We start from the raw sequence: 15,171 nt of genomic DNA, 5'->3' as shown, positions 1-15,171 counted from the left end.
GCATTTTACCAGAGCGGCGGGCTGTCGGTAAGCCGTGATTTGCCGCCCGGCACAGGCCGGGCGACGAGCAATCATCCGCGTTCGGGCTGGAAGCGCACGATAATGCCGTTCAGCTTCTGCTGGCGGCTGATCACATCACGCAGGCGCTCGGCCTCGGCGCGCTCGATCACCGGCCCCACATACACCCGGTTCATGCCGCCGGCAGAGCGGATGTAGGCGTTGTAGCCCTGGCTGCGCAGGGTTTTCTGCAGGTTGTCGGCGCCGGCCCGGTTGGACAGGCTGGCGAGCTGGATCGACCAGCTGACCGGCAGGCCATTGGCGTCGATCTTGCCAGCCGCGGGCTTGGCCGCAGTGGCCACTGTGGCGGCCGGCTTGGCTTCGACCTTGGCCTCAGGCTTGGGCGCAGGCGGTGGTGACACCGGCTTGGCGGCCACGGCCGGCGCTGGCGCAGGGGCTGGAGCGGGCACGGCAGCGGGCGCCGGTGCAATCGGGGCAATTGGCGCGCTCGGCGCCTGGGCCGGTGCCGTCGACTGCTCGACGATCACCGGTTGCTCCTCAGGCAGCACCTGGGGCTCAGGCACCGCCACCGGCTCGACCTGAACCTGAGGCATATCCGGTGCAGCCGGCGCCTCGGGCGCCTCGACACGCACCTGGCGCATCTCGTCTTCGCGGGAAAACAGCATCGGCAGGAAGATCACCGCCAGCGCCACCAGCACCAGCGCACCGACCATGCGTTGCTTGACTACCTTATCCAGCAAAGCCATTTGCGCCCTCCTCCGTGGCCTGCCGGTGAAGCCACTGCAGGGCTTCGCCGACACAGAAAAACGATCCGAACAGCAGGATTTCATCATCCGCCGTCGCCAGCGCGCATTGAGCCTCCAGTGCCTGTGCCACGCTGGAGCAGGATTTCACATCCGCGCCCAGGTGCGCCAGCGCCGTTTCAAGCTCGGCCGCCGGACGGCTGCGGGACGTATCCAGCGGTGCCACCGCCCAGTGCTCGACCAGCCCCTGCAAGGGTTGCAGCACACCGTCCAGGTCCTTGTCGGCCAGCAGGCCGAACACCGCCAGGCGCTTGCCCTTCGGCGGCCGTGCGGCCAGGCGCTGAGCCAGGTACTCGGCGGCATGGGGGTTGTGGCCGACATCCATGAGGATAGTCAAGGCCTTGCCCTGCCAGTGGAAGGCGCGACGATCCAGGCGCCCGACCATCCGCGTGCCTTGCAGCGCCGCGGCGATCTGCCCGGCCTCCCAGGGCAGGTCCATCAGCAGGTAGGCCTGCAGCGCCAGGGCAGCGTTTTCCATGGGCAGGTCGAGCAGCGGCAGGTCGCGCAGCTCGACCACCTGTCCACGGCTGTCGACACCCCGCCACTGCCAGAAGCGGTCGGTGCTGGCCAGGTCGAAATCACGCCCACGCAGGAAGAACGGGCAACCCAGCTCGCGAGCCTTGTCCAGCAACGGCTGCGGCGGATTGAGGTCGCCACACAGCGCCGGCTTGCCCTGGCGGAAGATCCCGGCCTTTTCGAAGGCCACCGACTCACGGGTATTGCCCAGGTAGTCGGCATGATCGACACCGATGCTGGTCACCAGGGCCAGGTCGGCATCGACGATATTGACCGTGTCCAGGCGTCCACCGAGGCCGACTTCGAGCACCACGGCATCCAGCGCCGACTGTTTGAACAGCCAGAACGCCGCCAGGGTACCGGCTTCGAAATAGGTCAGGGAGATTTCACCACGGGCCGCCTCGACAGCGGCGAAGGCCTCGCACAGCTGCTGGTCGGCCGCTTCTTCGCCGTCGATCTGCACCCGCTCGTTGTAACGCAGCAGGTGCGGCGAGCTGTAGACCCCGACCTTGAGGCCCTGGGCACGCAGCAACGCGGCCACGAAGGCACAGGTGGAGCCCTTGCCGTTGGTGCCGGTCACGGTGACTACCCGTGGCGCCGGCTTGTCCAGCCCGAGCCTGGCCGCAACCTGTTGCGAACGCGCCAGGCCCATGTCGATGGCCGAGGGATGCAACTGCTCGAGATAGGCGAGCCAGTCGCCAAGGGTACGTTCGGTCATACGGTGGCAGGCGCCGGCGGAACGACGATCGGCTCGACCACAGGGGCGACGAACTTAGGCGTCGGCAGGCCCATCATCTGTGCCAGCAGGCTACCCAGGCGCTGACGCATTTCCTGGCGCGGGATGATCATGTCGATGGCGCCGTGCTCCAGGAGGAACTCGCTGCGCTGGAAGCCTTCTGGCAGTTTTTCCCGTACGGTCTGCTCGATCACGCGCGGGCCGGCAAAGCCGATCAGGGCCTTTGGCTCACCGACGATGACGTCGCCGAGCATCGCCAGGCTGGCGGAAACACCGCCGTAGACCGGATCGGTCAGCACCGAGATGAACGGAATGCCTTCTTCGCGCAGGCGCGCCAGTACCGCCGAGGTCTTGGCCATCTGCATCAGCGAGATCAGCGCTTCCTGCATGCGCGCACCGCCGGAGGCCGAGAAGCAGACCATCGGGCAGCGGTTTTCCAGGGCGTAGTTGGCGGCACGTACGAAGCGCTCGCCGACGATGGCACCCATCGAACCACCCATGAAGGAGAATTCGAAGGCGCTGACCACGACCGGCATGCCCAGCAGGGTACCGCTCATGGAGATCAGGGCGTCTTTTTCGCCGGTCTGCTTTTGCGCACCGACCAGGCGGTCCTTGTACTTCTTGCCATCGCGGAACTTCAGGCGGTCGACCGGCTCCAGGTCGGCACCCAGCTCGGCACGGCCCTCGGCGTCAAGGAAGATGTCGATGCGCGCACGTGCGCCGATGCGCATGTGGTGGTTGCACTTGGGGCAGACGTCGAGGGTCTTTTCCAGCTCCGGACGATACAGCACGGCCTCGCAGGACGGGCACTTGTGCCACAGCCCTTCGGGTACCGAACTCTTCTTCACCTCGGAACGCATGATCGAAGGGATCAGTTTGTCTACTAACCAGTTGCTCATGCTTTCTTTCTCCAGTAACGGTGACCGGCAGGCTTGGCCGCCAGCTCACGCGTATGCCCTTGAGCTCAATACGTGTATGTCGCGATGATGGACCGGCTCCGGCGCCTGGCCTGTAGCGAGTCGCGCCGCTACCGTTCCATCGTCATCCTGTATGGGCGACGCCTGCGGCATCGCCCGGTAATTTCGACCGGCCCATGGGCGCGATCCGGCAGCAACGGGCTGCGAAAGCTATGGACGATGGCGCGCGGCCAGCCGTCACATCGACAACAGCAGACGTCATCACGCCTGCTTCACCGCCTTGATGAAGGCTTCGATCCGGGCAGCGTCCTTGATGCCCTTGGCCTGCTCCACCCCGCCGCTGACGTCCACGGCATAGGGGCGAACCTGGGCGATGGCAGCGGCGACGTTGTCCGCCGACAGGCCACCGGCGAGGATGATCGGCTTGCACAGTTTCTCCGGCACCAGCGACCAGTCGAAGGCCTCGCCGGTGCCGCCCGGCACGCCGGCCACATAGGTGTCGAGCAGGATGCCGCGGGCACCGCTGTACAGCTTGCAGGCAGCCTCCAGGTCATCCCCGGGGCGCACCCGCAGGGCCTTGATCCAGGGCCGGTGGTAGCCTTCGCAATCGGCCGGGGTTTCATCACCGTGGAACTGCAAGAGGTCCAGCGGTACGACCTCGAGGATTTCATTGAGTTCGCAGCGGCTGGCGTTGACGAACAGGCCGACGGTGGTCACGAACGGCGGCAGCGCCCTGACGATTTCCCGCGCCTGGCGGACATCGACGGCGCGCGGGCTCTTGGCATAGAACACCAGGCCAATGGCATCGGCGCCCGCCTCGGCTGCGGCCAGCGCATCTTCGATGCGGGTAATACCGCAGATTTTGCTGCGAACGGCGCTCATGACCTGTGAACCTCAGCTGATCTGGAAAGCACCGGATGTTAGCAAATGGCTTGCGGGTCGTCAGCCGCCAATGACTCGTAACCGGTAAGGAAGTGTGGGCCGATGTAACGCTGGGGCAGCACGAACTCATCCTGGTACTCGACCTGCACCAGGTACAGGCCGAACGGGTGGGCGGTAGGCGCCGCCGTGCGCCGATCGCGGCTCTCCAGCACTTCCCTGGCCCACTCCACCGGGCGCTCGCCGGCACCGATGGTCATCAGCACTCCGGCGATGTTGCGCACCATGTGGTGCAGGAAGGCACTGGCACGGATGTCGATGACAATCATCTTGCCGTGCCGGGTCACCCGCAGGTGATGGATGTTCTTGACCGGTGACTTGGCCTGGCACTGGCCGGCGCGAAACGCGCTGAAATCATGGACGCCGAGCAGGTATTCGGCGGCCAGGGACATGCGCTCGACATCCAGCGGGCGGTGATTCCAGGTGACTTCCTGCCCCAGGTGCGCCGGGCGGATCTGGTCGTTGTAGATCACATAGCGGTAGCGCCGGGCGACCGCCTTGAAGCGGGCATGAAAATGCGCCGGCATCTCCTGGGCCCAGGCCACGCTGATGTCGTGGGGCAGGTTGATGTTGGCGCCCATGGTCCAGCCCTTCATGCTGCGCACGGCCCGGGTGTCGAAATGCACCACCTGGCCGCAGGCATGCACTCCGGCATCGGTGCGTCCGGCGCAGTGCAGCACGACGGGTGAGTCGGCGACCGTGGACAGGGCGTCTTCCAGGGTTTGCTGGACACTCGGCACGCTGGTGGCCTGACGCTGCCAGCCACGGTAGCGGGAACCTTTGTATTCAACGCCCAGGGCGATGCGGAAGAAGCCTTCGGGTGCCGATTCGGCCGCCGTGTTATCAATGTTTTCCAAGAAGATGCAGCCTGTCGATTTAGCAGATGGCGGGAATTATAACGACAACGGCAGCCACTGGGGCTGCCGTCGGACACACAAGAGCAGGACTCAGACCAGACGCGAGAGCATCTCTTCGGCTTCCTGGCGCTGGGCATCGCTGCCCTCCTTGCGCACCTCGTCGAGGATGTCGCGGGCGCCTTCATGGTCACCCATGTCGATGTAGGCGCGGGCCAGGTCGAGCTTGGTCGCGGCCTCGTCGGCGCCGCCCAGGTAGTCGAACTCCAGGTCATCACCCAGGTCGTCGCTCATGGCGGCGTCCTCGGCGGTGAAGTGGTGCTCGATCGAGGGCTGCTCCAGGCTCTGGGACAGCTTGTCGAGTTCGGCGTTGACGTCTTCGAGCTCGGAGGCAAAGTGCTTGGCGGCGTCCGAGTCATCCTCCAGCGACAACGACAGGTCGAAGTCTTCCGGCAGGTCCAGCTCGCTCAGCGGGTCGAACTCCGGCATGGTTTCGTCGAAGGCGGCCAGTTCGGCGGCGATATCCACAGGTTCGCCAGCCGGCACGGGAGCCGGTTGCTCAGCCGCGACGTCGAGGTCGAAGTCGGCCAGGTCATCGAGCACCACCGGCGCTGGCTCCACCGGTGTTTCAACCAGCACCTGCGGCTCGGGCTCGACCGGTTGGGCCTCGACCAGTGGCGCGGCCTCCAGCGAAGCGTCCAGCTCGGCCTCAAGCGCCGCGTCGTCGAGCAACGGCGGCTCTTCAAGCTCCAGGCCCTGCAGATCGTCATCCAGGCTCAGGTCGAATGCGCTGTCGAGGTCTTCCTCGACCACTGGTTGCGCCTCAACCACTGGCTCCGGTTCGACCACTGGTTGCGCCTCAACCACAAGCTCCGGCTCGGCGACAGGTTCCGGCTCCGGCTGCACCTGAGGCTCGTCCTGCAACAGCTCCTTGACGTACTGGGCATCCATTTCCGCCGCCAGCGCCGCAGCGCCGAGACCACCCGCCGCCACAGCCAGCATGGCCGGGAAGCGCCCCTTGAGGGCCTCGACATCGGCATGGTTCTTACCGGTTGCGATCAACTGACGCTCATGGCCGACGAAGGCATCCCGATCGCCCTGACGGGCATAGACTTCCATCAGTTTCAGGCGCAGTTCGCTGCGTCCGGGTTCGGCGGCCACGGCCGGTTCGAGCAGGTCGGCGGCATGGTTGAGACGACCACGGACAATACTCAGGTCCGCCTCGTCGAGCAACGCATCACCGCTTGGCACGGATGCTGGCTCGGCGGCCGGCGCCACCAGCGGTGCAGCCATCGGCTGCGGCCGGACGGGTGCGGGCTGCGCCGCTTTTTCAGGCGCAGCTGCGCTGGCCGGCGCCTCTGCGGCACGGGCAGCGGCAGCAGAAGCGGCGACTACCGCCGGCGCCAGGGTCACGCTCGGCAGCGACACGTCCAGCCCCTCGAAGCTGCCAGGTGGCAGATCCAGGTCCGGACCCCGCTCGCTTTCTTCTGCCAGGGCACGGGCCATGCGCAGGTGTTTTTCCGCTTCCTGGTCGGCCTTGCGCTTGCGTGCCAGCAGCAACAGCAGCAGGAGCAGCACCAGCAAGGCGGAACCGGCGATCAGCGCCAGCAACAGCGGGTTGCCGAGCAGGTCGTCGAGCACCTTGCCGGAACTGCCGGGCGTGGCCTCCTGCGCCGCGGGCGCGGTGCTGTCGACCGGAGCGGTGTCGACAGCCGCCGGTGCTGGCGTAACTGCAGGTTCGGCCGGTGCCGGCTGCAGTTCGGCGGAAATGGCCGGCGCTTGCGGCGTACCTTCGGCTGCCGGCGCCTCGCCCGCAGCCCCTTGGGCTTCAAGCCTGGCCAGTTGATCGTTCTTCAGGGCGATCAGGCGCTCCAGCTTGTCCAGTTGGCTTTGCAGGTCGGTCATGCGGCTTTTCAGCTCGGCATTGTCGCGCCGGCTGGTGTCGAGGCTTTCCTGGGCAACGGCGAGCTTGTCGCTGACCGCCTTGCCATTGGCCGCCTTGCCACTCGGGGTGACCAGGCGCAGGTTGTCCTGGTTGGCGATTTGCGCTGGAGCGGCCTCGGTGCCGGTGCGATGGGTGGCGTCCAGCTGCCGCGCACGCGGGCCCAGGCGCCGGCCTTCGCGCCAGGCAGCATAATGCTCGGCGACCTCGGCCACGGCCTGGCCCTGGGGAGTGCTCATGATCTGTTGCTGGTCAGGCAGGCGCAGGACCTGGCCGGTTTTCAGCTGGTTGATGTTGCCGTTGACGAAGGCATCGGGGTTCAGGGCCAGGATGGCCATCATGGTTTGCTGCACCGAACCACCCTGGCGGGCCTTCGAGGCGATCTCCCATAAGGTATCGCGACGCACGGTAGTGTAGTTGGCCGCGGTAACTGCCGGCGACACACCCGCCGTCGCCGGCTGCCTGGCCTGGGTATTGAACTTGGCCGGGTCGATCAGCACGCTGTAGTCGCGCAGCAGGCGCCCGCTCGGCCACATCACCTGGACCACGAACTTGACCATGGCTGCCGGCAACGGCTGGCTCGAGGTCACCCGCAACACACTCTTGCCGTTGGGGTTGATCACCGGCGTGAAGGTCAGGTCATTGAGGTAGTCCGGGCGCTGGATCCCGGCCTTGACGAACTCTTCCTGCGGCGCAAGGCTCGGGGCCATTTCCGCGGCTGTGAGATCGCGCACATCGAGCAGCTCGATCTCGGCATCCAGTGGCTGGTCCAGCGTTGACCTGAGGGTGAGCTCGCCAAGGCCCAGGGCATGCGCCATACCGGACGACAGCGCCGACGCCGCGGCTATTGCTAAGACCAGTTTGCGAATTCGAAGCATGACCTCTTCCTTTGAAAGAACCGTCCCCGGCAACCGAGAATCATCCGGCAAAAATTATCGGCAAGTATCTTTTACGCAATCTGTTTTATCAACAATTGCGCCAGTTGCACGGCGTTCAGGGCCGCGCCCTTGCGTACGTTGTCGGTGGTCAACCAGAGGTTGAGCTGCTCGGCATCGTCGATTCCACCGCGCACCCGTCCAACATAGACCACGTCCTGGCCCACCGCGTCACCGACCGGCGTCGGATAATCACCCTCCTCCACCAGCTCAATGCTCTCGGCGGCCTCCAGCGCTGCATTGACTGCAGCGAGGTCGATCGGTTCACGACTTTGCAGCGACACACTGTAGCTATCGCCAAAAAACACCGGCACTTGAACGCAGCTCACGGAAATCTTCAGGGCCGGCAAGCCCAGTACCTCACGCAGTTCACTGACCAGGCGACGCTCCAGCAGCCCATGCCCCTGGGCATCGCTGGCGCCGACCTGGGCCAGCAGGTTGAAGGCCATCTGCCGATCGAAGAAGCGTGGCTCCAGCGGACGGGCATTGAGCAGCTCGGCGGTCTGCCGGGCCAGTTCGTTGACGCCTTCGCGGCCCTGGGCCGAGACCGCCAGGCAAGCGGTGACGTTGACCCGCTCGATGTCGAGCAGGCCCTTGAGCGGCGCCAGGGCGACGGCCAGCGCCACCGCGGCGGTACTTGGGCTGCTCAGCTGGTAAGGTTGCGACAGGCTTTGCAGGCGCTCTGCGCTGGCCTCGGGAACCAGCGTCGGCGCCTGCTCGGCCGACAAGCCGCCCGACAGGTCGATCACCGCACAACCGGCTGCCTGGGCCCGGGGCGCAAAACTGCGGGTCACGGCCGGACCTGCGGCGAAGAAGGCCAGTTTGACCTTGGCGAAGTCGAAGCTGTCGACCTCGCGCACGCGCAGGCTCTTGTTGCGAAACATCACGCCACTGCCGGCCGACTCGTTGCTGGCCAGCAGGTGCAAGGTGCCCAGCGGAAAATCCTGCTCTTCGAGTATCTGCACCAGGGTTTCACCGACGACTCCGGTGGCACCGATCACGGCGATATCAATAGGCTGGCTCATGGAAAATCCTCTGCTGGAACGGCGGGAGCGGCACTTTACTTGGATTCGTGGCGGTGGAACAGCTATCGCGGGGCAAGCCCGCTCCTACAGGTCCCGTGGGAGCGGGCTTGCCCCGCGATGCGGCTGCAATGACCAACAAAAAAGCCCGCACTGTCACCAGCACGGGCCTTGGTTCATCACGCTGGTGCGATCAACGCTCCAGCAGGATCCGCAGCATGCGACGCAGCGGCTCGGCCGCGCCCCACAGCAGCTGGTCACCGACGGTGAAGGCGCCCAGGTACTGCGAACCCATGTTCAGCTTGCGCAGACGACCCACCGGGATGTTCAGGGTACCGGTGACGTTGGTCGGGCTCAGCTCCTGCATGCTGATCTCGCGCTGGTTCGGCACCAGTTTCACCCAAGGGTTGTGCTGGCTGATCATGCCTTCGATATCGGCGATCGGCACGTCCTTGTTCAGCTTGATGGTCAGCGCCTGGCTGTGGCAACGCATGGCGCCGATGCGCACGCAGATGCCGTCGACCGGGATCGGGCTCTTGAAGCGGCCGAGGATCTTGTTGGTCTCGGCCTGGGCCTTCCACTCTTCGCGGCTCTGGCCGTTCGGCAGTTCCTTGTCGATCCACGGGATCAGGCTGCCGGCCAGCGGCACGCCGAAGTTCTCGGTCGGGTAGGCTTCGCTGCGCATGGCCTCGGCAACCTTGCGGTCGATGTCGAGGATGGCGCTGGCCGGGTTGGCCAGGTCATCGGCCACGGCGGCGTGGGTCGCGCCCATCTGGCGGATCAGCTCGCGCATGTTCTGCGCACCGGCGCCCGAGGCCGCCTGGTAGGTCATGGCGCTCATCCACTCGACCAGGCCGGCTTCGAACAGACCGCCCAGGCCCATCAGCATCAGGCTGACGGTGCAGTTGCCGCCGATGTAGTTCTTGGTACCGGCGTCGAGCTGCTGGTCGATGACCTTGCGGTTGACCGGATCCAGGACGATGACCGCGTCATCCTGCATGCGCAGGCTGGAAGCGGCGTCGATCCAGTAGCCCTGCCAGCCGGCTTCGCGCAGCTTGGGGAAGACTTCGTTGGTGTAGTCGCCGCCCTGGCAGGTCAGGATTACATCGAGGGTCTTGAGCTCTTCAATGCTGTACGCGTCCTTGAGCGGAGCAATATCCTTGCCCACTGCCGGACCCTGGCCACCGACGTTGGAGGTGGTGAAGAACACCGGCTCGATAAGATCAAAATCCTGCTCTTCCAGCATCCGCTGCATGAGCACGGAACCGACCATACCGCGCCAACCGATCAGACCTACACGTTTCATCGCAACTACACCTTTGCTAAAAAGTGGGCCGCTGCTTCACATGGAAAAACAGCAGCGGGCCCGAGAGATTACAGATTCCGCAGCGCTGCGACTACTGCGTCGCCCATTTCCTGCGTACCTACCTTGCTGCAACCGGCCGACCAGATGTCGCCCGTGCGCAGCCCCTGATCCAACACCAGGCTGACGGCCTTTTCAATGGCTTCGGCTGCCGCCTGCTGGTTGAAGCTGTAACGCAACATCATCGACACCGACAAAATGGTTGCCAGCGGGTTGGCGATGCCCTGCCCGGCGATGTCCGGCGCGGAGCCGTGGCAAGGCTCGTACATGCCCTTGTTGTTGGCATCCAGGGACGCCGAAGGCAGCATGCCAATGGAGCCGGTCAGCATGGAAGCTTCATCCGACAGGATGTCGCCGAACATGTTGTCGGTGACCATCACGTCGAACTGCTTGGGCGCACGCACCAGCTGCATGGCGGCGTTGTCGACGTACATGTGCGACAGCTCGACGTCCGGGTAGTCCTTGGCCACTTCCTCGACGATTTCGCGCCACAGCTGGCTGGACGCCAGGACGTTGGCCTTGTCCACCGAGCAGAGTTTCTTGCCGCGCACGCGGGCCATGTCGAAACCGACCCGGGCGATACGGCGGATTTCGCTTTCGCTGTACGGCAGGGTGTCGTAGGACTGACGCTCGCCGCCTTCAAGCGTACGGGTGCCACGTGGCGCGCCGAAGTAGATGCCGCCGGTCAGCTCGCGGACGATGAGGATATCCAGGCCCGAAACGATTTCAGGCTTGAGCGACGAGGCATCGGCCAGTTGTGGGTAGAGGATCGCCGGACGCAGGTTGGCGAACAGGCCCAGTTGCGAGCGGATCTTCAGCAGGCCGCGCTCGGGGCGAATGTCGCGCTCGATCTTGTCCCATTTCGGGCCGCCCACGGCGCCCAGCAGCACGGCATCGGCCTGGCGCGCACGCTCCAGGGTCTCGTCGGCCAGCGGCACGCCGTGCTTGTCGATGGCCGCGCCACCGATCACGTCGTGGGACAGGCTGAAGTTCAGCTGGAACTTGTCGTTGGCCAGCTCCAGCACCTTGACCGCCTCGGCCATGATTTCCGGACCGATGCCATCACCTGGGAGAATCAGAATCTGCTTGCTCATGGGTTCCTCTTGTTCGAATCAAGCGACTCGCCGCAACGGCGGGCCGGAAAAATAACTAGCGCTCGGCCCAGAGCACCAGGACATCGGTGCTGAACGAGCCATCGGCTTCAATCTGGTAATACTGCCGTACTTCTTCGCCCATTGCCTGCTGCAAATGGCGTATGGCGTCACGCATCACCTGCGGGGTGCGCATGCGCTCGACCCAGGAGCCGAACTCCAGGCGCAGGCGCTGGCGGGTATGGCTGCGGGTGAACAGGCCGGCGTCGCTGACCTGCTGCAGCCACTCGGCCGCGGAAAAATCACGGACATGGCTGGTATCGCGCAAGACTTCGACGCTTTGCAGGTAGGTGTCGAGCAGCGGGCTGCCCGGCGACATCACGTCGATGAATGCAGCCACGCCGCCCGGCTTGAGCACCCGACGCACCTCGCGCAGGGCCAGGCCCAGGTCGCTCCAGTGGTGTGCCGAATAACGGCTGAAGACGAAGTCGAAGCTGGCGTCGGCGAACGGCAGGCGCTCGGCGGCGCCACGCGCGGTGACAATGTTCCCCAGTTGACGCTCGGTCGCGGTGGCGGCGACCACGTCGAGCATCTGCTGCGACAGGTCATAGGCCACCACTTCACGCACCAGTGGCGCGACATGGAAACTCACGTGTCCGGCGCCGCAACCCAGGTCCAGCACCCGTGCTTGCTCCTGCCCGGCCAGCTCAGCCTGCAGCAGGGCGAACTCACTGCCCTGGGCGTGTACGGCGCTGCTCAGGTAGGCGTTGGCCTGCTCGCCGAACTGGCGCTGGACGACATCCTTGTGGGTGGTGCTGGTCATTGGCATCTCCTGGGTCTTGATCGCGGGGCAAGCCCGCTCCTACAGGTGGGTGTAGGAGCGGGCTTGCCCCGCGATAGGTTCAACACATCAATCAGGCGTCACGAAACAGCCACGGCTGGCTCGCCCGGTGCTTGCCCTCGAACGCCTCGATGGCATCACGGTCCTGCAAGGTCAGGCCGATATCGTCCAGGCCATTGAGCAGGCAGTGCTTGCGGAACGCGTCGATCTCGAAGCTCAGTACCTTGCCGTCAGGACGGGTCACGGTCTGCGCCTGCAGGTCGATGGTCAACTGGTAGCCAGGGTCGGCTTCAACCTGCTTGAACAACGCGTCGACTTCCTCATCGCTGAGGATGATCGGCAGCAAACCGTTCTTGAAGCTGTTGTTGAAGAAGATGTCGGCGTAGCTCGGCGCGATGATGCTGCGAAAGCCGTATTCTTCCAGCGCCCACGGCGCATGCTCGCGGCTCGAGCCGCAACCGAAGTTCTCGCGGGCGAGCAATACGCTGGCGCCCTGGTAGCGGTCGTGGTTGAGGACGAAGTCCGGGTTCTTCGGACGCTTGCTGTTGTCCTGGTACGGCTGGCCGACATCCAGGTAACGCCATTCGTCGAACAGGTTCGGGCCGAAACCGGTGCGTTTGATCGACTTCAGGAACTGCTTGGGGATGATCTGGTCGGTGTCGACGTTGGCACGGTCCAATGGCGCGACGAGGCCGGTGTGCTGGGTAAAGGCTTTCATGCTGCGCTCCCTTGGATCAACTCACGGACATCGATGAAACGACCGGTAACTGCGGCGGCGGCGGCCATGGCCGGGCTCACCAGGTGGGTACGACCGCCAGCACCCTGGCGACCTTCGAAGTTGCGGTTGGAGGTCGAGGCGCAATGCTCGCCGCTCTCCAGGCGGTCCGGGTTCATCGCCAGGCACATGGAGCAGCCAGGCTCACGCCATTCGAAACCGGCCTCGATGAAAATCTTGTCCAGGCCTTCCTTCTCCGCCTGGGCCTTGACCAGGCCCGAGCCTGGCACGACGAGGGCCTGCTTGATGGTCGAGGCGACCTTGCGGCCCTTGGCGATCTCGGCGGCGGCACGCAGGTCTTCGATCCGCGAGTTGGTGCAAGAGCCGATGAACACCCGGTCGAGCTGGATGTCGGTGATCGCCTGGTTGGCGCTCAGGCCCATGTACTTCAAGGCGCGCTCGATGGAGCCACGCTTGACCAGGTCCATTTCCCGGGCCGGGTCCGGCACGCGCTGGTCGACCGCCAGGACCATTTCCGGCGAAGTGCCCCAGCTAACCTGCGGCTTGATCTGCGCGGCATCGAGCTCGACCACGGTATCGAACACCGCATCGGCGTCGGACACCAGGTCCTTCCAGGCCTCTACCGCCTGCTGCCACTGCTCGCCCTTGGGCGCGTACGGACGGCCCTTGACGTACTCGACGGTCTTCTCGTCGGTCGCCACCAGGCCCACGCGGGCGCCGGCTTCGATGGACATGTTGCAGATGGTCATGCGGCCTTCGACGGACAGGTCGCGAATGGCGCTGCCGGCGAATTCCATGGCATGGCCGTTGCCGCCGGCGGTGCCGATCTTGCCGATCACGGCCAGGACGATGTCCTTGGCGGTGACGCCGAACGGCAATTTGCCTTCGACGCGCACCAGCATATTCTTCATTTTCTTGGCCACCAGGCACTGGGTGGCGAGCACGTGCTCGACCTCGGAAGTGCCGATGCCATGGGCCAGGGCGCCGAACGCGCCGTGGGTGGAGGTGTGCGAGTCGCCGCAGACCACGGTCATGCCCGGCAAGGTCGCACCCTGCTCCGGGCCGATGACGTGGACGATGCCCTGGCGCACGTCATTCATCTTGAATTCGGTGATGCCGTATTCGTCGCAGTTTTCGTCGAGGGTCTGCACCTGCAGGCGCGACACCTGGTCGACAATGGCGTCGATGCCGCCCTTGCGCTCAGGGGTGGTCGGCACGTTGTGATCGGGCGTGGCGATGTTGGCATCGATGCGCCAGGGTTTGCGATTGGCCAGGCGCAGGCCTTCGAAGGCTTGCGGCGACGTCACTTCGTGAATGATGTGACGATCGATATAGATCAGCGCCGAACCATCGTCGCGCTGTTTGACCAAATGCGAATCCCAGAGCTTGTCGTAGAGCGTTTTGCCGGCCATCAGACTCTTCCTCATCATCTTTCTATGCCAATAACCCCTTGGCTTGTACGGACGATGCTATGAGGTTAGATTGAATAACTCAAATTCATAATTTTTATGCTTTGGATAACCAAAAGGAATTCGAGCAGTGGACCTGGCCAACCTCAATGCCTTCATTGCCGTCGCCGAGACCGGCAGCTTCTCAGGCGCCGGCGAACGCCTGCACCTGACCCAGCCGGCGATCAGCAAACGCATCGCCGGGCTTGAGCAACAACTGGACGTACGGCTGTTCGACCGCCTGGGCCGCGAAGTCAACCTGACCGAAGCCGGCCGCGCCCTACTGCCGCGCGCCTACCAGATCCTCAACGTGCTGGACGACACCCGCCGGGCCCTGACCAACCTGACCGGCGAAGTCAGCGGACGCCTGACCCTGGCCACCAGCCATCATATAGGCCTGCACCGCTTGCCGCCGCTGTTGCGAGCCTTTACCCGCCAGTACCCGCAGGTCGCCCTGGACATCCAGTTTCTCGACTCGGAGGTGGCCTACGAGGAAATCCTCCACGGCCGGGCGGAAATCGCGGTGATCACCCTGGCGCCGGAGCCTCATCACCTGGTACGCGCCGTGCCGGTCTGGGACGACCCGCTGGACTTCGTCGCCGCACCGGAGCACCCGCTGGCCTGCAATGGCGCGGTAAGCCTGGCGGACATCGCCCATCACCCGGCGGTCTTTCCCGGCGGCAACACCTTCACCCACCATATTGTCCAGCGCCTGTTCGAAGCCCAGGGCCTGACCCCAAACATCGCCATGAGCACCAACTACCTGGAAACCATCAAGATGATGGTCTCCATCGGCCTGGCATGGAGCGTGCTGCCACGCACTATGCTCGATGAGCAGGTGGCGCCCATCGCCTTGCCGGGCATACAGCTGTCCCGCCAGCTAGGCTACATTCTGCACACCGAGCGCACGCTGTCGAATGCGGCCAGAGCCTTCATGGCCCTGCTCGACAGCCATGCCAGCACCCCGAGCCATTGAGGTAGAACCCGGTCAGTACGACTCTCCAGGACGC

The 15,171-nt window shown here is 64.8% G+C and carries 13 protein-coding genes; 1 reads left to right on the top strand and 12 read right to left on the bottom strand.

Going from position 1 to position 15,171, the window contains the following annotated elements; genetic code table 11:
* Positions 1-71 precede the first annotated feature (71 nt).
* The 12 genes from M2D63_RS05450 to leuC form a co-directional block, all read right to left on the bottom strand.
* Entirely contained in the window at positions 72-764 is a 693-nt protein-coding gene (locus M2D63_RS05450; protein WP_285861793.1) for an SPOR domain-containing protein, read from the bottom strand.
* Positions 748-2,055 (bottom strand): bifunctional tetrahydrofolate synthase/dihydrofolate synthase, encoded by a 1,308-nt coding sequence (folC, locus tag M2D63_RS05445; RefSeq protein WP_285861792.1) that lies wholly within the window; start codon positions 2,053-2,055, stop codon positions 748-750. Before folC ends, M2D63_RS05450 begins: the two co-directional genes overlap by 17 nt.
* A complete protein-coding gene (accD, locus tag M2D63_RS05440; RefSeq protein ID WP_285861791.1) occupies positions 2,052-2,972 on the bottom strand; it encodes an acetyl-CoA carboxylase, carboxyltransferase subunit beta in 921 nt (306 codons plus the stop codon). The genes folC and accD overlap by 4 nt, the downstream gene beginning before the upstream one ends.
* A 279-nt stretch (positions 2,973-3,251) precedes the next feature.
* Positions 3,252-3,872 (bottom strand): phosphoribosylanthranilate isomerase, encoded by a 621-nt coding sequence (locus tag M2D63_RS05435; protein WP_285861790.1) that lies wholly within the window; start codon positions 3,870-3,872, stop codon positions 3,252-3,254.
* Between the two features lie 38 nt (positions 3,873-3,910).
* Positions 3,911-4,786, bottom strand: a complete 876-nt coding sequence (gene truA, locus M2D63_RS05430) for a tRNA pseudouridine(38-40) synthase TruA (protein WP_285861789.1) — start codon at positions 4,784-4,786, stop codon at positions 3,911-3,913.
* Between the two features lie 90 nt (positions 4,787-4,876).
* Positions 4,877-7,603 carry a FimV/HubP family polar landmark protein gene (locus tag M2D63_RS05425; RefSeq protein ID WP_285861788.1) on the bottom strand — a complete coding sequence of 909 codons (2,727 nt, stop codon included), beginning with the start codon at positions 7,601-7,603 and terminating at the stop codon, positions 4,877-4,879.
* Positions 7,604-7,674: 71 nt separating this feature from the next.
* The gene (locus tag M2D63_RS05420) at positions 7,675-8,685 is read right to left on the bottom strand and encodes an aspartate-semialdehyde dehydrogenase (RefSeq protein ID WP_285861787.1); all 1,011 of its coding nucleotides are present in this window, start codon (positions 8,683-8,685) and stop codon (positions 7,675-7,677) included.
* A gap of 190 nt (positions 8,686-8,875) precedes the next feature.
* Complete coding sequence (asd, locus tag M2D63_RS05415; protein WP_010223256.1) at positions 8,876-9,988, bottom strand: aspartate-semialdehyde dehydrogenase; 1,113 nt, start codon at positions 9,986-9,988, stop codon at positions 8,876-8,878.
* A gap of 68 nt (positions 9,989-10,056) precedes the next feature.
* Positions 10,057-11,139 carry a 3-isopropylmalate dehydrogenase gene (gene leuB / locus M2D63_RS05410; protein WP_285861786.1) on the bottom strand — a complete coding sequence of 361 codons (1,083 nt, stop codon included), beginning with the start codon at positions 11,137-11,139 and terminating at the stop codon, positions 10,057-10,059.
* A 55-nt stretch (positions 11,140-11,194) separates the two neighbouring features.
* Positions 11,195-11,959, bottom strand: a complete 765-nt coding sequence (locus M2D63_RS05405) for a class I SAM-dependent methyltransferase (RefSeq protein WP_285861785.1) — start codon at positions 11,957-11,959, stop codon at positions 11,195-11,197.
* 91 nt (positions 11,960-12,050) lie between these two features.
* Entirely contained in the window at positions 12,051-12,695 is a 645-nt protein-coding gene (gene leuD, locus M2D63_RS05400) for a 3-isopropylmalate dehydratase small subunit (RefSeq protein ID WP_285861784.1), read from the bottom strand.
* A complete protein-coding gene (leuC, locus tag M2D63_RS05395; RefSeq protein WP_285861783.1) occupies positions 12,692-14,125 on the bottom strand; it encodes a 3-isopropylmalate dehydratase large subunit in 1,434 nt (477 codons plus the stop codon). Before leuC ends, leuD begins: the two co-directional genes overlap by 4 nt.
* A gap of 127 nt (positions 14,126-14,252) precedes the next feature.
* On the opposite strand from leuC, the gene M2D63_RS05390 reads away from it, so the two are divergent.
* Entirely contained in the window at positions 14,253-15,137 is an 885-nt protein-coding gene (locus M2D63_RS05390) for a LysR family transcriptional regulator (protein WP_285861782.1), read from the top strand.
* Positions 15,138-15,171 lie beyond the last annotated feature (34 nt).

This window comes from Pseudomonas sp. BJa5, from assembly GCF_030272875.2.
GTDB lineage: Bacteria > Pseudomonadota > Gammaproteobacteria > Pseudomonadales > Pseudomonadaceae > Aquipseudomonas.
Note: the sequence above shows the minus strand (reverse complement) of the source record. Positions and strands in the feature narration are given on the sequence as shown.

Excerpts from the sequence above, each read along its gene's own strand:
- M2D63_RS05450 (WP_285861793.1), bottom strand. The coding sequence starts at position 764 with ATGGCTTTGCTGGATAAGGTAGTCAAGCAACGCATGGTCGGTGCGCTG.
- M2D63_RS05435 (WP_285861790.1), bottom strand. The coding sequence starts at position 3,872 with ATGAGCGCCGTTCGCAGCAAAATCTGCGGTATTACCCGCATCGAAGAT.
- folC (WP_285861792.1), bottom strand. The coding sequence starts at position 2,055 with ATGACCGAACGTACCCTTGGCGACTGGCTCGCCTATCTCGAGCAGTTG.
- leuC (WP_285861783.1), bottom strand. The coding sequence starts at position 14,125 with ATGGCCGGCAAAACGCTCTACGACAAGCTCTGGGATTCGCATTTGGTC.
- accD (WP_285861791.1), bottom strand. The coding sequence starts at position 2,972 with ATGAGCAACTGGTTAGTAGACAAACTGATCCCTTCGATCATGCGTTCC.
- leuD (WP_285861784.1), bottom strand. The coding sequence starts at position 12,695 with ATGAAAGCCTTTACCCAGCACACCGGCCTCGTCGCGCCATTGGACCGT.
- M2D63_RS05405 (WP_285861785.1), bottom strand. The coding sequence starts at position 11,959 with ATGACCAGCACCACCCACAAGGATGTCGTCCAGCGCCAGTTCGGCGAG.
- asd (WP_010223256.1), bottom strand. The coding sequence starts at position 9,988 with ATGAAACGTGTAGGTCTGATCGGTTGGCGCGGTATGGTCGGTTCCGTG.
- M2D63_RS05425 (WP_285861788.1), bottom strand. The coding sequence starts at position 7,603 with ATGCTTCGAATTCGCAAACTGGTCTTAGCAATAGCCGCGGCGTCGGCG.
- M2D63_RS05420 (WP_285861787.1), bottom strand. The coding sequence starts at position 8,685 with ATGAGCCAGCCTATTGATATCGCCGTGATCGGTGCCACCGGAGTCGTC.
- leuB (WP_285861786.1), bottom strand. The coding sequence starts at position 11,139 with ATGAGCAAGCAGATTCTGATTCTCCCAGGTGATGGCATCGGTCCGGAA.